Origin of the sequence: Dasania sp. GY-MA-18, assembly GCF_024734385.1 — a bacterium.
Lineage (GTDB): Bacteria > Pseudomonadota > Gammaproteobacteria > Pseudomonadales > Dasaniaceae > Dasania > Dasania phycosphaerae.
Genome location: NZ_JANHAP010000011.1, coordinates 21398 through 37044 on the forward strand (window position 1 = coordinate 21398; position 15647 = coordinate 37044).

Annotated in this window: 12 protein-coding genes; 5 read left to right on the top strand and 7 right to left on the bottom strand. The window is 47.4% G+C overall.

The genetic code is table 11. The features are described from left to right. Window positions 1-91: 91 nt before the first annotated feature. From NO559_RS17010 to slmA, 3 genes are all read left to right on the top strand, one after another. Window positions 92-2572: a phosphomannomutase/phosphoglucomutase gene (locus tag NO559_RS17010; RefSeq protein ID WP_309149079.1), complete on the top strand. Its 2481-nt coding sequence runs from the start codon at window positions 92-94 to the stop codon at window positions 2570-2572. Between the two features lie 93 nt (window positions 2573-2665). Then, entirely contained in the window at window positions 2666-3565 is a 900-nt protein-coding gene (gene argB / locus NO559_RS13355) for an acetylglutamate kinase (RefSeq protein WP_258332360.1), read from the top strand. Window positions 3566-3702: 137 nt separating this feature from the next. Continuing rightward, complete coding sequence (gene slmA, locus NO559_RS13360) at window positions 3703-4305, top strand: nucleoid occlusion factor SlmA (protein WP_258332361.1); 603 nt, start codon at window positions 3703-3705, stop codon at window positions 4303-4305. Between the two features lie 102 nt (window positions 4306-4407). On the opposite strand, the gene NO559_RS13365 is transcribed toward slmA, so the two are convergent. Further along, complete coding sequence (locus tag NO559_RS13365) at window positions 4408-5082, bottom strand: hypothetical protein (RefSeq protein WP_258332362.1); 675 nt, start codon at window positions 5080-5082, stop codon at window positions 4408-4410. A 36-nt stretch (window positions 5083-5118) separates the two neighbouring features. After that, entirely contained in the window at window positions 5119-5757 is a 639-nt protein-coding gene (gene pyrE, locus NO559_RS13370) for an orotate phosphoribosyltransferase (protein ID WP_258332484.1), read from the bottom strand. Window positions 5758-6059: 302 nt separating this feature from the next. Between pyrE and NO559_RS13375 the strand changes: the two genes are divergently transcribed. Then, window positions 6060-6830: an exodeoxyribonuclease III gene (locus NO559_RS13375; RefSeq protein WP_258332363.1), complete on the top strand. Its 771-nt coding sequence runs from the start codon at window positions 6060-6062 to the stop codon at window positions 6828-6830. Between the two features lie 128 nt (window positions 6831-6958). Here NO559_RS13375 and rph read toward each other — a convergent pair whose 3' ends face one another. Continuing rightward, entirely contained in the window at window positions 6959-7675 is a 717-nt protein-coding gene (rph, locus tag NO559_RS13380) for a ribonuclease PH (protein ID WP_258332364.1), read from the bottom strand. 142 nt (window positions 7676-7817) lie between these two features. On the opposite strand from rph, the gene NO559_RS13385 reads away from it, so the two are divergent. After that, a complete protein-coding gene (locus tag NO559_RS13385; RefSeq protein WP_258332365.1) occupies window positions 7818-8687 on the top strand; it encodes a YicC/YloC family endoribonuclease in 870 nt (289 codons plus the stop codon). 224 nt (window positions 8688-8911) lie between these two features. Here the strand turns inward: NO559_RS13385 and NO559_RS13390 are convergent, their stop codons facing one another. The 4 genes from NO559_RS13390 to NO559_RS13405 all read right to left on the bottom strand — a co-directional run bounded on the left by NO559_RS13390 (window position 8912) and on the right by NO559_RS13405 (window position 15124). Beyond that, window positions 8912-11479 (bottom strand): restriction endonuclease-like protein, encoded by a 2568-nt coding sequence (locus NO559_RS13390; RefSeq protein WP_258332366.1) that lies wholly within the window; start codon window positions 11477-11479, stop codon window positions 8912-8914. Between the two features lie 75 nt (window positions 11480-11554). Further along, the gene (locus NO559_RS13395) at window positions 11555-13588 is read right to left on the bottom strand and encodes an McrB family protein (RefSeq protein ID WP_258332367.1); all 2034 of its coding nucleotides are present in this window, start codon (window positions 13586-13588) and stop codon (window positions 11555-11557) included. Beyond that, a complete protein-coding gene (locus NO559_RS13400; protein WP_258332368.1) occupies window positions 13585-14802 on the bottom strand; it encodes a DNA cytosine methyltransferase in 1218 nt (405 codons plus the stop codon). Before NO559_RS13400 ends, NO559_RS13395 begins: the two co-directional genes overlap by 4 nt. Next, window positions 14792-15124, bottom strand: a complete 333-nt coding sequence (locus NO559_RS13405) for a helix-turn-helix domain-containing protein (RefSeq protein ID WP_258332369.1) — start codon at window positions 15122-15124, stop codon at window positions 14792-14794. The genes NO559_RS13400 and NO559_RS13405 overlap by 11 nt, the downstream gene beginning before the upstream one ends. Window positions 15125-15647: the final 523 nt, after the last annotated feature.

The following is a 15647-nucleotide window of genomic DNA, read 5'->3' on the forward strand; positions in this document are numbered from 1 at the left end:
GAGATAGACTGGACAAGGGCGCTAACAGCTCCCATTATTTAACACCTAACCGATGAGCTCTTTTTACGGGCAGCTGCCCAGATGGATAGTTATGGCTAAGCAAAAAAATAATAACAAAACCCCCACCGCAAAACCGCAAGACGCCATTAAGACCAACTTTATACGTTGCGCCTTAATAAGCCTGTTGGCAGTATGCGGCAGCTTTATCTACCTGGGCCTTATAGAGCAGCCCAAGTCCCAGCATAGTCAGCTCAACAACCTAGCCAATCGCCTAGCCGACAACCAAGTATTATTGCTTAATCAAGCTATAGACGATATTCAACGGCGCGCCAACCACTATGCCAAAAACCCGCAGCTATTAGCCGCCCTAGAAAACGGCGACTCTGCACGCTTAGTGACGTTTCAAATTGAAATTCAGCGCAGCTTTCCCCAAGCCATCAGCGCCAAGCTCATCCCCTTAGGCTCGCTAGGTATCGCCGGGCTGGATAAACAGCAAGCCGCCCTGCGCAACAACATAGAGCTAGATATGCTCAGGCGAGTCAGCAACGATGAGAAAGTGGCCATAGAGTCCTACCGCAGCAATAAACTCTCACTATTTACTTTTGCCGAAGCCATACAAGGCAAGGGCAAAAAATACGCCGCTGGCGCCCTGCTTATTAGCTATAACAATACCCTCTTGCACGAGCTGCTAAGCCTAGTCGATAGCAACCTGGGGCAAACCACCTTGGTACAAACACTGAGCGGCAACAGCACCTTGGTTAAAATTGGTGATGCAGCGAGTAATGCCCCCACCATCAATCGCAGCACCGCGGTTAATCACTGGCAGCTTAGCTTCACGCCTTCAGCACAACTGGTCGCCAGCCTTAAACCAGCCATACCCCTGATTTGGATATTATTGGCCATTGCTATCATCGCCATATTAGCTGCCACAGCGCTGACCCTAAGCGGTATCAAAAAAGCGATTAGCGACAACCTCGCCCTGCTGGCGGCCTATAGCAAAGGGCCTTTTAGCCTGCCCGGCTTTGAGGAAACCGCCCAGCAGTTGCAAGACGACAGGCAAAAACTGGAAGCGCAAGCCAAAAGAAAAGCCGCGGCCGCCAAACCGGCAGAGCAGCCAGACGAAACCGCTGATGTTAATCCTGTAGCTGCCATCGCCGCCGAAATCGACAACGACGCAAGCCAGCCACCGGCACTACCACAGGATATACCCGCCACCATTTTTAGAGCCTACGATATACGCGGCATAGCCGACCAAGAGCTCACCGACGAACACTGCCACGCCATAGGCCTGGCCATAGGCAGTGAAGCCCGCGACCAAGGCCAAGAGGCGCTGCTGGTCGCCGCCGATGGCCGCCACAGCTCGCCGCGTATACGCGACGCCCTGGCCAAGGGTATACAAGCCAGTGGCTGCGATGTCATAGACATAGGCATGGTGCCCAGCCCGCTGCTGTACTTTGCCACTCACCAATTAGAAACCCAAAGCGGGGTTATGATTACCGGCAGCCACAACCCCGCCGAATACAATGGTTTAAAAGTAGTGATTGCTGGCCATACCCTCTCCGCCGAGGGCATTACTGCCCTGCGTGAGCGCATAGTCAACAATAAGCTACACAGCGGCAAAGGCGCCTACCGCACTGAGGCCATAGAAGAGGAATACATCGATTATATTATTAACGATGTCGCCATCGCCCAGCCGCTAAAAATTGTTATCGATGCCGGCAATGGCGTCACCGGCAATATAGCCCCGCGCCTGTTTGAAGAACTGGGTTGTGAAGTGATCCCACTTTACTGCGAGGTGGACGGTGACTTCCCCAACCACCACCCCGACCCTACAGTGGCGGCCAACCTGCAGGATTTAATCGCCAAAGTTAAAGAAGAGGGCGCCGACCTAGGCATAGCTTTTGATGGCGACGGTGATCGCCTGGGTGTAGTCACCGCCGAGGGCAATATCGTCCCCGCTGATCGTTTACTGATGTTACTGGCGCAGGATGTGGTCTCCCGCAATCCCGGCGCCGATGTTATTTTTGACGTCAAATGCACCCGCAGCCTCAATAGCTTAATCAGCAATTATGGCGGCCGCCCCATTATGTGGAAAACCGGCCACTCCTTTATGAAAGAAAAAATGCTAGAGACCGGCGCGCTATTAGGCGGCGAGTTTAGCGGCCATATTTTCTTTAAAGAGCGCTGGTTTGGCTTTGACGACGGCATGTATGCCGCCGCGCGTTTAATAGAGATTTTAAGCACCACCGACCCCGACCTGGATGCACAGCTCAGCGCATTCCCGTTAATGGTAAGCACAGCCGAATTAAAAGTAGCCAGCGATGAACAACGCAAGTTCAGTATTATTGAACAGCTCACCCAGCAGGGCCAATTTGAAAACGGCAAAATCACTACCTTAGATGGGGTGAGGGTAGACTTTAATGATGGCTGGGGTTTGGTTAGGGCCTCAAACACCACACCGATATTGGTGCTACGTTTTGAAGCCAAAGATCAGCAAACCCTGCAAAACATCCAGCAGATCTTTAAACAACAACTCAGCAATATAGACAACAGCTTACAGTTTGATTTTTAACCCTTGTTTTATTGCGGCGCTTTCTTCGCACTAGCTATCGCAGTGTTTTAGCGCCCGCGCTACAATAGCGCCTTTTTACCGTTAAGGACTACCATGTCGCTCTCCAGAGATGCCGCCACCAATATTGCCAACGTACTCACCGAGGCACTGCCCTACATACAGCAATTTATAGGCAAAACTATCGTGGTTAAATTTGGCGGCAACGCCATGGTAGATGACGACCTCAAACAACAATTTGCCCGTGATATCGTGCTAATGAAACTGGTAGGCATGAACCCAGTAGTGGTACACGGCGGCGGCCCGCAAATAGGCTCACTACTAGAGCGGCTCAATATTGAATCGCATTTTGTTGACGGCATGCGCGTTACCGACAGCCAAACCATGGACGTAGTAGAGATGGTGCTGGGTGGCGCGGTCAACAAAGAAATTGTTAACCTGCTGAACAATATAGGCGGCAAAGCGGTTGGCATTACCGGCAAAGACGGCCATTTAATTCAAGCTAAAAAAATGACTGTTAATCACCAAACCCCTGAAATGACCGCCCCTGAAATTATCGATATAGGCCATGTAGGCGAAGTCGAAAAAATTAACACCGGCATATTAGACACACTGATTAATAGTGATTTTATTCCCGTGATTGCCCCCATAGGCGTGGGCGCCGATGGCGGTTCTTACAATATTAATGCCGACTTAGTGGCTGGCAAAATGGCCGAAGTATTAAAGGCCGAAAAACTCATGCTGCTTACCAATATCGCCGGCTTAATGAACAAGCAAGGTGAGGTGTTAACCGGCCTGTCTACACCACAGGTTGATAGCTTAATTGCCGATGGCACTATATATGGCGGCATGCTACCCAAAATTGGCTGCGCCCTCAGCGCTGTAAAAGCTGGTGTTAACAGCGCCCATATAATCGATGGCCGGGTACCTCACGCGGTGCTGCTAGAAATATTTACCGATGTTGGGGTGGGTACTAAAATCACCAACCAAAACTAAGCACTACCCTAGCCTGCTACCTGTAGAGGTAGGCTAAGGGATAATGTTATTTATTTGTATTTCGCACACTTATTTTTATTGCAGCCCGAGCAACGAGTCGTTACGATGGCTGTTCAACCAATACAGACTCATTGGTCATGACTAAAAAAACATCGCGCCGCCAACAAATTTTAGAATCCCTTGCCCATATGCTGGAAATCAGCCCGGGCGAACGCATCACTACCGCTAGGTTAGCGAAAGAGGTGGGCGTTTCTGAAGCCGCACTTTACCGCCACTTCCCCAGCAAATCGAAAATGTTCGAAGGCTTAATCGAGTTTATAGAAGAAACCATTTTTAGCCGGGTTAGCCTAATTTTAAATGACGAGCCGCAAGCGGTAGCCCGCTGCGAACTCATACTCACCTTGTTATTAGGCTTTAGCGAGCGCAACCCTGGGCTATGCCGCATTTTAACGGGCGATGCCCTGGCTGGCGAAACCGAGCGCTTACGCAACCGCGTGGCGCAGTTTTATGACCGCCTAGAAACCCAGCTCAAACAGATTTTACGCGAAGCCGAAATGCGCGAAGGGGTACGCACCACCCTACCGGTTAATATTGCCGCCAACTTATTGCTGAGCACCGCCGAAGGCCGCATCAGCCAATTTGTACGCAGCGAGTTTCAGCGCAAGCCCACCGAAAACTGGCAATCACAATGGCCGGTACTGGTTAATGGTTTGATGAAGGAAGCCTTAGTTAGCAGCTAGGCCAGCTAAAGCAAGAATTGTACAGACGCCACCACTGTATTAAGCAGCTTTAGCAGCAAGCCCGGGAACTGCCAAGCACTCCCAGGCACCCCCCAACACTGACTAGTAATAACTTTTTCTAACCGCCTTGGGTCGCGCCTGGCTGCGCAGGTGTATGCGATCTTGCAGGGTTTTAAACCTATCTATATCCCTAACAAAACGCGCGCTAATAGCATCTACTTCGTTTTCGCGGGCAGTAATAGAATCTTCTATATCTTGTATTTCATCGAGCAGCACATTGATTTTTTCTACCAAAGCCTGAGGCACTTCGCGGTTGCGGCGCTCTATATCTGCTGCCCGGGCTTGCTCACGCTCTATCTCAGACTTCACCGAAGAGCGGTTAGACTTTAAGATACTAATACGCACTTTCACGCTTTGGATGGCCCGTTCACGGGCGGCCTCTATATCCTCAATACTGCTGTAGCGCAGCATCAGGGATTTATCCCACTCTTCTAAACGGCGCTGCTCTTCTTTGCGCAAACGCTCTTGGGTTTGCGCGTTGTTTTTGTCCAGCAGCTCCTGGCCGGTTAACTGGCGTGGCACTCGCTCTATTAACTGGCCGCTTACCGTAATAATGTCATAGCCCAAGGGGGCGGCTTCAGGTGGCAGGCTATCGACAATCACCTTAACGCCTTTTTCGTTCACATAGCGATAATAGGTTTTAGTACTGTCGTCAGCATAAGCCAACATACAACCAGCACAAACTATGCTGCTCAATAATAGCTTTGGTAATTTCACCACCTGTTTAATCCCATCCTGTCTGATTAATACTTGTTAAACACCATACTGCTGATAATAAGACTCTACTTTAGCCAACTCGTCGGCACTACCCTTATCACGCAAAAAGTTCATGATGTGCTGTAAATTAATAATGCTCACCACCGGTATATTATAGTCAGCCTCCACCTCTTGTATGGCCGACAATTCGCCCTTACCACGCTCTTGGCGATTAAGGCCTATTACCACTGCCGCAGCCTCAGCCCCAGCAGCTTCTATCATTGTCATGACCTCACGTATGGCGGTGCCAGCAGTAATAACATCGTCAATAATCAGCACCTTGCCCTTTAACGGGGCACCCACTAATACGCCACCCTCACCGTGATCCTTGGCTTCTTTGCGATTATACACATAGGGCACATCGCGGCCATGGTGGTCAGCTAATGCGCAGGCGGTAGCCGCAGCCAGCGGTATACCCTTGTAAGCAGGCCCTAGGATAATATCAAACTCCACCCCTGACTCAACAATGGCCTGGGCATAGCAACGGCCCAATAACGCCAACGCAGCACCACTGCAAAATAGCCCGGCATTAAAAAAATAAGGGCTCACCCGCCCCGATTTTAAGGTGAATTCACCAAAGCACAGGGCTTTTTGCCCAATGGCAAGCTCAATAAACTTTTGCTGGTAAGCGTGCATATACATCCTATAACAGTAAAAAAATAACGGGGTAGGCTGGCCATTGAGGCCAACAAGTTCTACACTCATTCTACATTAGCTGCCGGGCGCTGATAACTATAGCAACCTCGCCTTAGCGCAACTAATCTAATTTCCCAGTCGGCAATGGCTTCATCTGCTCAACGTTTAGTAGTATAGGGCCTTATGCGCTGGGTTTTATTGTTTAATTATTAAGCTTAACAATAAAATAATAGATAAATGACATAGCCGCTGTGCGCATCATACCCCTATAAACTGCACACGTGCATAGATTTGAGACGACTATGAGAATTATTAGTTTTTGCGCTGACGGCATACGCGAGGCCGCCAAGGCGGGCTTTTACGACTGGGTATTAGACCAAGACGCCGATTTTATTTGTGTGCAAAACTTGCAAGCGCAAGAATACGACCTACACGATGATATCTTTTTCCCCCAGGGCTATAACCCATATTTTTTTGATGCGGTAGAGCCTAACTCCAACGGCGTAGCCATCTATTGCCGCGATATGCCCAAGGCCATTATGACCGGCCTAGGCTTTATGGACTTCGATATGGAGGGTCGCTATATACAAGCCGACTTCCAAAATATCAGCATAGGCTGCCTATTGGCCCCCAGCGCCTATCAGCAAGATGCCAAAGCCCAGCACCACAAAAAGCATTTCTTTGAGCTGTTTCAAGCCCATCTAAGCAAGATACGCAACAAGCGCCGCGAGTTTGTGATTTGCGGTAATTGGAATATGGCCCACCGCGACAAAGACGTAGAAAACGCCGCCCAAAGCCTTAACCAGTCAGGCTTTTTGCCGGAAGAGCAGCAGTGGATGGACCAGCTATTTAGCAATATGGGCTATGTAGACGCTTTTCGCGAGGTCAATGACGATAACGACGAGTTCACCTGGTGGCCAGACGGCGACCGCAACAGCGGTGATGGCTGGCGTGTCGATTACCAAGTGGTTTCCAGCGGCCTACAGCCCGTCATTGAATACGGCGCCATTTACAAAAACCAAGTATTTTCCAGCCATGCGCCGGTAATTATGGATTTTGATTTTGAAATGTAAGCCAGCGTAGCTGGCTTACATAGCGGCAAGCTTCAAGCCGCAAGATAAAAAGCCCTCATCGAGGGCTTTTTTATTAAGACTACTTGTCGCTTACAGCTTACAACTTGCCACTGTAGAGCCGCAAGGCTCTACTTTAGAGCTTCTTTTTGCATGGCAATAAGCTCGCCTATACCTTTGCCCGCCAAATCCAGCATTTGATTAAGCTCTTCGCGGCTATAGGGTTCGCCCTCGGCAGTGCCCTGCACTTCTATAAAGCCGCCGTTTTCACCCATGATGACGTTCATATCGGTTTCGGCATTAGAGTCTTCGGGGTAATCCAAGTCCAACACCGCCTTGCCCTCATAAACCCCTACCGAAATAGCAGCGATCATTTGCTTAAGCGGATTGCCCTCTATCATGCCGCGCTCTTGCATTACCGCAATAGCATCAGCCATGGCTACGCAAGCGCCAGTGATGGACGCGGTACGGGTGCCGCCATCGGCCTGGATCACATCACAATCTATGGTGATGCTATTTTCACCCAGCGCCTCTAAATCTACCGCAGCACGTAATGAGCGGCCAATTAAACGCTGTATTTCTACGGTGCGGCCACCCTGCTTGCCGCGGGCGGCTTCACGGCCCATACGGCTGCCGGTAGAGCGGGGCAACATGCCGTATTCTGCCGTTACCCAGCCGCGGCCTTCACCGCGCATAAAGGGCGGCACACGGTTTTCTATAGAGGCGGTACAAATAACTTTGGTATTACCAAAGCACACCAATACCGAGCCTTCGGCATGGCAGGTAAAATTGCGGGTAATAGAAACTTCGCGTAATTGATCGACAGCGCGGCCACTGGGTCTAGTCATGATTACATCCAAACTTAAGGTAAATAACAGAAAAACCGCATTATACACACTAAGCCCAGCCTCAGCTCGATCACAGCTTTCCAGTAAGGGAGCGACAAGCTAGAATGCCTGTCCTTTGTAATTATCTTTCAAGGCCGACTCCATGATACGCAGCATGACCGCTTTCGCCCGCCACAGCAGCCAGCAAGACTGGGGCTCGCTAGTGTGGGAGCTCCGCTCCGTCAACCACCGCTACCTAGAGCCCAGCTTAAAACTGCCCGAAGCCATGCGCGCGTTAGAGCCCGCCATGCGCGACAAGCTGCGCAAACAGCTCAGCCGCGGCAAAGTGGAGTGTGGCCTGCGCTTACATATACAAAGCCAACACGCCAGCGAACAACTCAACATCAACCAAAGCCTATTGGCACAAGTGATCAGCGCCAGCGAGGCCATACAACAGCAGCTACAACAGCCGGCACCACTGGATGCCTTGCAACTAATGCAATGGCCCGGGGTACTGGAAGAGTCCACCCTAGACAATGACGCCCTGCAGCAACAAGCCCTAGAGGCTTTTCAAATTGCCCTAACCCAGCTCAACGAAAGCCGCGAACGCGAAGGGGCCGAGCTCAAGCAAATCATCGTGCAAAGGCTGGACGCCATAGACGCTATTACCGCCAGCGTGCGCGAGCAAATGCCCCAGATTTTGGCGGCACAAAAAACCAAAATCCAAGAGCGCATGGCCGAGCTGGCCGCCGAACTCAACCCCGAACGGGTAGAGCAAGAGATCGTACTACTGGCACAAAAAGCCGATGTCGATGAAGAGCTGGATCGCCTAGTCACCCACGTTAACGAAGTGCGCCGGGTACTCAAAAAAGGTGGCGCCTGCGGCCGCCGCCTAGACTTTTTAATGCAAGAGCTCAACCGCGAAGCCAACACCTTGTCATCGAAAGCCATAGTCAGCGATAGCACCCAGGCTGCGGTGGAACTAAAAGTATTAATTGAACAAATGCGTGAGCAGATACAGAATATTGAATAGGCTATCAAGCAGAAGCTTACCCGTACCAAAATATCCTAAAAGCCTTGTATTCACTGGTGAAAGACCTTGCAAATACAGGGCTTTTCACCACACAAACAGGTTTGCCGTTACCTTTAAGATATAGCCGTTAAATGCCCCCCCTCTAACCTTCCTTACCTCGCCAGAGCCTATGGCTCTCTTCTTCCCCTAAATTCTTTTGGACTGCCATTTATTATAGTTGTTAATCACACCATGGCCTCTTGGTACACCTTCTCCACTTCAGCGAACCTTATGGCACTCTCTAGTCGAGTCAAGGTGGTAAGTTTCATAGCGTTTTTCATTGGGCGATGTGGCACGTTACTTACTGGGGCTAGTAGGGATAGAGGCCTGCCCAGTTCAAATAAATAACACAAGTCAGCCGAGCCAGATAGCTTACCGGCTTGCTCTTCGGTAATCGCATAGCGTGGTAACACCGTTACGGATTTAACCGGCCAAAGTTTGTCAATTTGCTTGGTTGAACTTTGAGTATCGGAGGTAGACGCTAATGCCAAATAGCGGATTTCCTCGGCTACATGCTGCTTAAATTTTTGCAAAAAAGTACTTTGTGGCAAGTGATACCACTTTGCCGTACCTCGCTCAAAACGTGCAAAGTATTCATTTTCTCGGCCCCGTTGTCCGCCTAATGCCGTTGTCATCGTTAAATCTGGATACAGCACTTGGCGCATGCCGTAATACGGTATACGCGCCGCCTCTTGTACGTAGAGCCTTTCGGCCATGCCGTCCAAAGGATACACAGCCTCACCACCTTGCCCTGCTTGTGCGTTTGGGGCTGCCCCAATTTGGGTTTGTAAAAATTCTAACAACCACTGGTGACCGGAATAACCGTACTCAGCCTGACTAGGCAACAGGGCAAATGCGCCAATACCGACTTCTTCTATCGCGGCTGCGTATGGGTTTTGTTTTGTGGCTTGATCAAAAAAGCCTGGGTATAAAGCAAAAGCACCAAAGACAGGGCGGCTTTTTTTGGCGGGTTGGCCAGCCATTGAACTTGATGGCGACTCAGTCAAACTAGGCTCTGATAAACGTATCAGTGCGTCCCGATAGCGGTGCATTTGGTTAATGGCATCGTCTGGTACGTAATCAGTACTTTCAATATCTTCGCCGCTATCATCAAAGCGGCTTTTATCGGTTTTAATGCGGTACTTGGCATCAAACAGCCAAATAAACTGTTTCTCTTCTGAGGAACCAAAGTGTGAGCTTGCACTTTTAGGAAGCGTCACTTCCAAAACTATATCCGGCTCTTGGCTCACCAAGTACGAGCGTATTGATTGACCTTTTCTCGTAAACTTAGGCTCGTGTGCCAGCCTAGCCGTCACACCATCGCTACGTTTAAAGCGAAAGGCACCGGCAAAACCATCTTTTAGTTGGTACTCAAAAAAGTCATTTTGTACGAGCTTAGTTGCACTATTTTCTACCAAGTCAAAGCCAAGGTCCTGCTCTAAAATCTGCTTTAGGCAAAAAAAGCACCACACTTCATAAATCTCGGCCACCGACTTCATCGAAATGCTCGACTGGTTGCCAAACACATCTAAATAAAATTTTAACTCCTGCCAAACACGATACACCGCGCTGTAACCCGTTTTTTGCTGCAGCACTAACGACTCGCGGCTTAGCCCTGTGTAGGCACCAATCTCTTTTAAAAAACTTTGGTTTAATACTTTTTGCATCGGTTGCTGCCAGCTATGTAGTTCATTTAAAAATGAATCCGACAACCGTTGGCGTTCTGGCACTTGGTTACTTTGCCTGAGCCTTTGTTCAAACGCCGCTAATTTCCGCTTGCTTCTACTCACCGCCATTTTAATAAAGCGGTTTTCTGGGGTATCGACACTCAGTTGCTTTTTTTCGACAGCGTAACGTTTATCATACTGGCCATTAGCAAAATTTTGCTTTACCTGCTCGGCTAACTTATGTGGCAAGCGGCCTTTTAGCTTAGCGGCTTTAATATTGGCCACCGTTGGTTGTAAGCGGCTATGGGGCGCAGCACAAATTACTTTTAAACCTTGCTCAAAGCCCTCTCTTAATGCAGAAAAATTGGCCAACCACATCAGTGGAAAATGTCCGCGTTGCTGACTGGTCGCCGCATCTTGCTCGGTTTTTTCGACCAAACTAAAGCGCCAAAGTGGATAAACCTTGTCAATCGCTTGGTACATCGCGGGCAAGTCTTGGTGGAGTGCCATTTTGGTTGGTAGCACTTCAAAGGCAATATGTTGAGTCTGTGTTTTGCCATTAAGCTCAAAAGTGAGTGGCAAACGCAACCACCCAACATCATTCCCAGTATTGATGGTGCCGGATAAACGTGCGGGCACTACGCCCCTCGCGGTTTTTACTTCAGGAGCAAAACGGAACGTCTCATTTACACTTTGACTGCGATGGGTTAACCGCGCGTTAGTTACTTCACTAAAAAATACCCACTCAAACTGGTACTGAGTATTCTCAAAAAACAGCGGGGCATTCAATGTAAGCTCAGCGTGTTTCGCTAAGGCATTTGCAACAAGACCGTTTTCGGCTAAACCACTTTCTTCTAAACCCGTTGTAACTAACCCTTGTGGCTCAATGATGTTGCTAAGTTCAGCCGCAGGGGCAAACCGCATTTCATAACTGGGCTGCGCATGTTTAGCATCAACGTTCACATTGGCCGTTAAACTCGCCCTGTTCGCCATTGTGTTCTGGTAAACCTTCGTTCGCTGGCTAATATCATTAGCCCAGACCGAAAGCTCAAAGTCGGGCGTTTGTAATCGTATTAACTCCGGCATTCCCTACCACTCCTTCCGCCATCGCTGCTCTGGCCAAGCTTATGTTTTCAGAAAGTATCAAACAAAACCTACCGACTAAGGCCAGAAACTGGTGAAGGTGGCACTTGCCAACCGATCACTCATCCACTTTAACTTGGCTTTTGAACGGCACGGAATGAGGAGCACCTTTTCTTCATCATTTGCGCCGTCGGCCACGATTTTCTCGCGATATAAGTCAGGGCGTTGGTTTGCTTCATCCGTTGCAGGCGCTAGCCAAATAGGATCTAATTGGTTTGCCAATACGGAACTCAATTCTGGCAACAATGCCTTACCATCTGATGTCGTGAGTTTGTCGGCATCGCCTTCTATACGTGGCAGAACCTTACACATCATAAAGTCGTCCCACACGGCTTTTAGGGTCAAGTCATCTTGTGGTTGGCTGCTAGCAACAGCAAGCAGTAATTCATTTAGCGCGCGAAACGCCAATTCAAACGGAGTGCTTTTTAGTACTGTGTTTATGGCCGATAAAAATGCAACGGTCTTAGTGCCATCAACATCAAAAGTATTGGCTAAGTCCGCTTTGCTGGCGTTTGACCAAATGGGGTAGCTTAGGCGTTTATTGCAACTGGTTGGCGTGAAAAAGTCGTCGTAGTGGTTAGGGAAAAACACACCAAAATCAAAACTTAGCGCACGGTCAATCACCTTACGTGAGAAGCCATGGGTGGTTTCATCCATATTCACCGTACCCGCCACCATCAGGTTAAACGGAATACCTAAACCGTACTGGCAAATAAGACCCCAAAGCTCATTGTATTCTTCACTATTAAAGCCCAGCGCTTCGCGCAGCTTGCCAATGTCTGCCACTTCTTTAATGGTTGCAGGATTTAATAATGCATCACTGTTGTAAGTAAAACTGTCACCCGTCCAGCGCCACTCGCGGGTTTCAAGCACCGATAAATAATCGGCAAAATACTGCTCGACAGGTGCTAGATTCATTTCATCTAAGCACAGCCAATACGGTGATACCTGTTCAAGCGCATCACGTTCGCCAGTTATTACTAAACGCTCGCCTAGGTCTTCGATATTTTGAACTTCAACGTTTAAGCCACTATCAGCGCTCTTGGTATCTGCTATTGCGCGCCATGCTTTGGCGATAAATTGCAAAACATCGGTGGTGATATATTCAGCAGTGCCATTTAAGCGCGAAATATACCCAAGCAAATCACTCGGCTCATGCCAATCGGGGCGCACCGAGGTTAAACAATAGGTTTCTGCAAACTGCCCCGAGGTTTTTGCTTGCTCGCGAACAAAACGGGTTTTACCGGTGCCTGAGACACCAGCGAGTAGAAGGAAGGATTTGGATAAGCTTGTATACGAAATATAAGATTTTTCAGCTAAGAACTCAGCTAGTTTTTTGCAAGCAGCACTATACATTGAATTACCACTCTTATCCGCTTGCAACCATTCACCTACTTTCCCAAGCTCCTTTAATGCATTCAACACTTGTTCAGAGTTTAATTGGTAAAAACTGCTCACATTCGCGTTGATGTCATTTATATACTTGTCACAATAAGTGACACCTGCACCTGAATAAGATGATGCCGTTCTTGCAGACAAACCTTTATTTATCATCCATGATCTAAATTGTTCTTTTATATTAACAGCCGATAATTTTTCTTTATTCGAAGACTCCCTTCCTACAAAATCACTCCACTTATCAAGAGCCAACCGTAAATGCTTCTCTTCAAAAAAAGTATTTACTTCCGGCGACTGGTATGGGATTGAAGTTAGAAAACCAATTAATTTTGCAATTAATTTTGTCAGTGCCTTTGTTTGACTCCTTCCGGCGGAAGAGATTATTTTTATTCCATCATCAGTGGCTGACTTATATATTTCGCGATATGATTTTTCCTCATATTGATATATATACTCTTTTCTTGTTGGCACCTTCGCCCATACAGAATGAACTGCCTCATAGTTATCTAGCAAAAAACAAAGAAAAGACTTTATACTCTCAGGCGAGATGCTAAAAGCCTCACCCTTAGAGTTTGTATATGTTAATAATAAGGTTTTTTCTGCTTTTACTTTCTGATCATCACTAATCAAGTCACAGTATTTTTGAAAGTTCATAAGATATCCCTTCTAATTTTCTTAGCTATTTCCTGAATAATTGGAACAACAACTGAATTACCAAATTGCCTGTACGCTGGTGTTCGAGCAGCGGGTGTAATGAAGTCCTCAGGGAAACCTTGCAGTCTGGCACACTCTTTTGGTGTTAGAAGCCTAGGGTTTTTGTCTTCCTGAGGAATGAGGCATTCTTTTCCATCCTTACCATAACGAGCAACAATTGTATTTGAGGGTTTATCTAAATTTGCTGTATGAGCAGTAAAACCAGTTCCTCTTTCTAAATTTCTTTTTGTTCTATTTATGTGACCAAGCCATAATTTATCTGAAATGGTATATTTCTCATCAACAGAGTCCTCAAGTATTGATCCAAGAGGTTTTGGATCACCATTAAACCTTGGAAAACAAAAGTTTTTAGTTATATCAGCTCGAATAGCGACCATATAACAACGAACTCTTCGCTGAGGTACTACTGAGCTAGAATCAATTACTTTGTAATAAAAACTATAACCACTTTTTTCTATTGTCTCTTTTATAGTCTGAAAAGTACGTCCTTTATCATGTCTTTCTAGATTCCTAACATTCTCAAGAAAAACAACTTTAGGCCTTCGCTCGTCAACTATACGCATTACATCAAAGAAAAGTGTGCCTTGAGTATCACAAAGAAATCCATGCTTCTTACCAACTGCATTTCTTGCTGACACCCCAGCATTTGAAAAAGGTTGGCAAGGGAAGCCAGCCAACAATACATCATGTTCAGGTATCTCATTTTCAGCTATTTTAGTTATGTCACCGAAGGGAAATTCTCCGTGATTAAGCTTATATGTTTTTTGAGCTGCCCTATCATATTCGGAAGAAAACACACAAACTCCTCCATTTTGCTGAAAACCGAGCCTAACCCCACCAATCCCAGCAAATAAATCAATGAAACGAAATTGACTGTCGAAATTGGGCTTTAACTTTAGTCCCCTAAACACATTGCTAAAGAACGCTTTTCTCGTTGTATATAACCCATTCTTTTGTAACAGTTTTACTATGCTTTTTTTTATTTTTTCTGGCGTGACTAGGTCTGGATTACAGTAAAATTGACTATCGGTTGCTATGGCATGTATCCACTGATCAATCACCGCTGCAACGTCACTGTCTTGTGGCACATGCTTGAGTGCTAAGGGCTTAATAAGTTCTTCTGCTTGTTGAAGGACGTTGGTTTTATTGTTCATTATTGACTACTACTAAAAATTCTTGGTGGATGGCTTTAGGGCTAAGCATAGTTTTCGTGCTTTGCATTTCAACTAAGCTGTACTTGCCCAATGTTTTCAGTGTTCTCGACACATTACTTACCGCACGGCCTGTAAGCGCAGCCAATTCAGTAACCGATTGCGGCTGTTGCTCGGCTATCACTTTTAACAGCTGCTGATTTTCTTTCGATAGCACATTGGCCACCGATTTAAGCGAGTCGAACCAGATATCAACAGGATAATCTGGGTCGGGCGTTTGGCCTTTAATACCTATAACGCAGCGCGATTGTTTTACGTTTTCCATTGTTTACTCGAAAGTTTGCCAGCGAGTGCATAAAGGCAACGCTTGGCCAATCAAAAGACTGTACGCTTATACATAAGCCGCATATCTTATCAACTGCTGATAATAGCGCAATGCTATTTTTCCTGTTTAGCGCAAAATAAGCCCCACCGATCTGCCAAGCTCCCTAGACGTTTGCCAGCCTTGCTTGGGCGCAGTAGACAGCTTAATACCAAAGGTTTGCAGCTTTCTAAGGCTATCGCTAACCACCTACCCTAGCGTCTAAAGAACACCCCAAGGAATAATCGTATTACGGGCATGATTGAGGGATAGCTAAGTGCCGTGAATTAAGCCCTACCCCAAATGCCCAAGGGGGTGTGCTAGCTTGAAGTTTCTGACTTAAAACCCAGTTTTGCTGAGTTTCATGGATTGGAGCTTGATATGTTGATGGCATCGACACAAAAACATGTCATGTCGAAATAATAGAAAAAAATCGACACATACAATTGATATGTCGATCGTATCGCCATAAACTGACTCAATAGTT

Bases quoted from the DNA above. Each gene is read 5' to 3' on its own strand.
- NO559_RS17010 (WP_309149079.1), top strand. From the start codon at position 92: ATGGCTAAGCAAAAAAATAATAACAAAACCCCCACCGCAAAACCGCAA.
- argB (WP_258332360.1), top strand. From the start codon at position 2,666: ATGTCGCTCTCCAGAGATGCCGCCACCAATATTGCCAACGTACTCACC.
- slmA (WP_258332361.1), top strand. From the start codon at position 3,703: ATGACTAAAAAAACATCGCGCCGCCAACAAATTTTAGAATCCCTTGCC.
- pyrE (WP_258332484.1), bottom strand. From the start codon at position 5,757: ATGCACGCTTACCAGCAAAAGTTTATTGAGCTTGCCATTGGGCAAAAA.
- NO559_RS13375 (WP_258332363.1), top strand. From the start codon at position 6,060: ATGAGAATTATTAGTTTTTGCGCTGACGGCATACGCGAGGCCGCCAAG.
- rph (WP_258332364.1), bottom strand. From the start codon at position 7,675: ATGACTAGACCCAGTGGCCGCGCTGTCGATCAATTACGCGAAGTTTCT.
- NO559_RS13385 (WP_258332365.1), top strand. From the start codon at position 7,818: ATGATACGCAGCATGACCGCTTTCGCCCGCCACAGCAGCCAGCAAGAC.
- NO559_RS13390 (WP_258332366.1), bottom strand. From the start codon at position 11,479: ATGCCGGAGTTAATACGATTACAAACGCCCGACTTTGAGCTTTCGGTC.
- NO559_RS13395 (WP_258332367.1), bottom strand. From the start codon at position 13,588: ATGAACTTTCAAAAATACTGTGACTTGATTAGTGATGATCAGAAAGTA.
- NO559_RS13400 (WP_258332368.1), bottom strand. From the start codon at position 14,802: ATGAACAATAAAACCAACGTCCTTCAACAAGCAGAAGAACTTATTAAG.
- NO559_RS13405 (WP_258332369.1), bottom strand. From the start codon at position 15,124: ATGGAAAACGTAAAACAATCGCGCTGCGTTATAGGTATTAAAGGCCAA.